The following is a 2,972-nucleotide window of genomic DNA, read 5'->3' as shown; positions in this document are numbered from 1 at the left end:
TCGCCGCGTACCACCCCGGCGCACGAGTCTTCGAGGTGCGCGACGCCGACGGAACCGCAGTCGGTCTCTACGTGCTCGATCTGTACACCCGCGACTCGAAGCGCGGCGGCGCCTGGATGAACGCCATACCCCGACGCCGCGCCCGAAGCCTCGTACGCAGTACCGCACGACGCCAAGGAACATCATGACCCGCATCTCCGAATCAGGACTCTCCGTCGCCATCGTCGGCGCCACCGGCCAGGTGGGCACCGTCATGCGCGAGATTCTCGCCGAGCGGTCGTTCCCGATCCGCGACCTGCGGCTGTTCTCCTCCGCGCGTTCCGCCGGCACGGCCATCGAGTTCGGCGGTGCGACCGTGATCGTCGAAGACGTCGAGACGGCGGATGCCACGGGCATCGACATCAGTCCAACTTCGTCTGGCTGCCCGCGGGCGAGCGCACCGACGAGGTGGCTGCGGCCTTCGTGGAGAACGACCTCATCGTCCGTCCGTTCTCGGGAGACGGCATCCGCATCTCGGTGGGCGAGGAAGACTCCATCGCCCGCGTGCTCGAGGTGGCAGCCTCCGTCCGCTGAGGCGGTCCCTCCTCCTGGTTCGGGCGGTTTTCCGCGGTTTTCTCCGGGTTCCCGCCAGTTACAAGGGCGTCCTAGGTATGCGTGACCTGGCATGCGGGCGCGGGTAGCGTGAGAGCGTGACCACCTCCGAGACACCCCTTGTGAGCGTTCTGGACGAGACCGGACGCTACGCGCCGTCCGCCGCCGCTGAGCGATACCTTCCCCTGATCGAAGCGATCGGCGACGTGGAACTCGAGCAGTTCTACCGGGACATGGTCGTCATCCGTGCGATCGACACCCAGGCGACGAACCTGCAGCGGCAGGGGCAGCTCGCGCTGTGGCCGCCGAGCCGGGGGCAGGAGGCGGCACAGGTCGGCTCCGGTCGCGCCGCCCGCGCGCAGGACACGATCTTCCCCTCGTACCGCGAGCACGCCGTGACCCGCATCCGCGGCGTCGATCCCGTCGACATCATCAAGCTGATGCGCGGCGTCTCGCACGGCGGGTGGGACCCGACCGACCCCAAGAACGGCAACACCCGGTTGTACACGCTCGTGCTCGGATCGCAGGTGCTGCACGCCGCCGGCTACGGGATGGGCCTCGTCTTCGACGGCCGCACCGGAACCGGCGATGCCGACCGCGATGAAGCGGTCATCGTCTACTACGGCGACGGTGCATCCAGTCAGGGCGACGTGCACGAGGCGATGGTCTTCGCCGCGAGCTACCAGGCGCCCACCGTCTTCTTCCTCCAGAACAACCACTGGGCGATCTCCGTGCCCGTGTCCACCCAGTCGCGCGTGCCGCTCGTGCAGCGCAGCGCCGGCTACGGCATCCCGAGCGTCCGTGTCGACGGCAACGACGTGCTCGCCAGCTACGCCGTCTCCCGTGCCGCGCTCGACGAGGCCCGCGCCGGCAAGGGCCCGCAGGCGATCGAGGCCGTCACCTATCGACTCGGCGCCCACACCACGAGCGACGACCCGACGAAGTACCGGGGCAGCGACGAGGAGCAGTACTGGGCCGGTCGCGATCCGATCGTGCGGATGCGCGCGTTCCTCGAAGGGCGGGGAGCGTCGGCGCAGCTGTTCGCCGACGTGGAGGAGGAGGCGGCGGATGCCGCGGAGGATCTGCGCGCCCGCACCGTGGAGCTCGGGCCGCCCAGCGCCGACAAGATCTTCGACCATGTGTACAGCGAGCCGCATCCGCTGATCGACCAGCAGAAGGCCTGGCGCGCGCAGTACGAAGCGTCGTTCGAAGGAGGAGCCCAGTGACTCTGGAGACGATGCCGCTCAGCAAGGCGCTGAACGCGGGTATGCGCAAGGCCATGGAGAACGACCCGAAGGTTCTGCTCATGGGCGAGGACATCGGCAAGCTCGGCGGCGTCTTCCGCGTGACGGAGCATCTGCAGCGCGACTTCGGAGACCGTCGGGTGCTCGACACCCCTCTGGCCGAGTCGGGGATCGTCGGCACCGCGATCGGCATGGCGATGGTCGGGTACCGTCCCGTCATCGAGATCCAGTTCGACGGTTTCGTGTTCCCCGCGTTCGACCAGATCACCACGCAGCTCGCGAAGCTCACCAACCGGCACGAGGGCGCGATCAGCATGCCCATCGTGGTCCGCATCCCCTACGGCGGGCACATCGGCGCGGTCGAGCACCACCAGGAGAGCCCGGAGGCGTACTTCGCGCACACCCCCGGCCTGCGTGTGGTCTCGCCGTCGACGCCCAACGACGCGTACTGGATGATCCAGGAGGCGATCGCCTCGAACGACCCGGTGATCTTCATGGAGCCGAAGAGCCGCTACTGGCAGAAGGGCGAGGTCGAGCTCGATGCCTCCGCCGTGCCGCTGCACTCCTCGCGGGTCGTCCGCACGGGCAGCGACGTGACGCTCGTCGGGCACGGTGCGATGGTCACCACGCTCCTGCAGGCCGCGGCGCTCGCCGAGGCCGAGGGCACGAGCTGCGAGGTCGTCGACGTGCGCTCGCTGTCGCCGGTCGACTACGAGCCCATCCTCGATTCGGTGCGCAAGACCGGACGCATGGTCTACGCGCAGGAGGCCCAGGGCTTCGGCAGCATCGGTGGCGAGATCGCGGCGACCGTGATGGAGCGCGCGTTCTATGCGCTCGAGGCGCCGGTGCTGCGCGTCTCGGGCTACGACACCCCGTTCCCGCCGGCGAAGCTCGAAGGCGCATACCTCCCTGATGCCGACCGCATCCTCGAGGCCGTCGATCGCTCCCTGGCATACTGACATCCCCGCTCGGCCGAAAGGACTCGTCATGAGCACGCAGAACTTCACCCTCGAACCGCTCGGCGACGGCGGCCGTGTCATCGCTACTGCCGTTGTCGACGATCACGATCTCGTCGGCCTTCCGGGTCTGCCGGGCGAGGGCGCTCAGACACACCTCAAGCAGGCGGGCGTCGTCGCG

At 68.7% G+C, this 2,972-nt stretch carries 4 protein-coding genes and 2 pseudogenes; 5 read left to right on the top strand and 1 reads right to left on the bottom strand.

Going from position 1 to position 2,972, the window contains the following annotated elements; genetic code table 11:
• From KZA10_RS11085 to KZA10_RS11065, 5 genes and pseudogenes are all read left to right on the top strand, one after another.
• Positions 1 to 188: M3 family metallopeptidase (locus tag KZA10_RS11085; RefSeq protein ID WP_256934737.1), on the top strand; the 188-nt coding region annotated here is incomplete at its 5' end.
• A pseudogene (locus KZA10_RS11080) lies at positions 185 to 442 on the top strand (aspartate-semialdehyde dehydrogenase); the annotation flags it as partial. The gene KZA10_RS11085 and the pseudogene KZA10_RS11080, both read left to right, overlap by 4 nt.
• A gap of 5 nt (positions 443 to 447) precedes the next feature.
• Positions 448 to 573: a hypothetical protein gene (locus tag KZA10_RS11075; protein WP_374196579.1), complete on the top strand. Its 126-nt coding sequence runs from the start codon at positions 448 to 450 to the stop codon at positions 571 to 573.
• Between the two features lie 116 nt (positions 574 to 689).
• Positions 690 to 1,817, top strand: coding sequence for a thiamine pyrophosphate-dependent dehydrogenase E1 component subunit alpha (locus KZA10_RS11070; protein ID WP_308289650.1), 1,128 nt, complete (start codon positions 690 to 692; stop codon positions 1,815 to 1,817).
• Positions 1,818 to 1,828: 11 nt separating this feature from the next.
• The gene (locus KZA10_RS11065) at positions 1,829 to 2,794 is read left to right on the top strand and encodes an alpha-ketoacid dehydrogenase subunit beta (protein WP_218682908.1); all 966 of its coding nucleotides are present in this window, start codon (positions 1,829 to 1,831) and stop codon (positions 2,792 to 2,794) included.
• Between the two features lie 61 nt (positions 2,795 to 2,855).
• Here the strand turns inward: KZA10_RS11065 and KZA10_RS11060 are convergent.
• Positions 2,856 to 2,948 (bottom strand): annotated as a pseudogene (locus KZA10_RS11060) (glycosyltransferase); the annotation flags it as partial.
• Positions 2,949 to 2,972 lie beyond the last annotated feature (24 nt).

The organism is Microbacterium sp. BF1 (assembly GCF_019279095.1).
Classification (GTDB): Bacteria; Actinomycetota; Actinomycetes; order Actinomycetales; family Microbacteriaceae; genus Microbacterium; species Microbacterium maritypicum.
The sequence above is the reverse complement of the archived record's forward strand: the minus strand, read 5'-3'. Positions and strand labels throughout refer to the sequence as shown.

Excerpts from the sequence above, each read along its gene's own strand:
- KZA10_RS11065 (WP_218682908.1), top strand. The coding sequence starts at position 1,829 with ATGCCGCTCAGCAAGGCGCTGAACGCGGGTATGCGCAAGGCCATGGAG.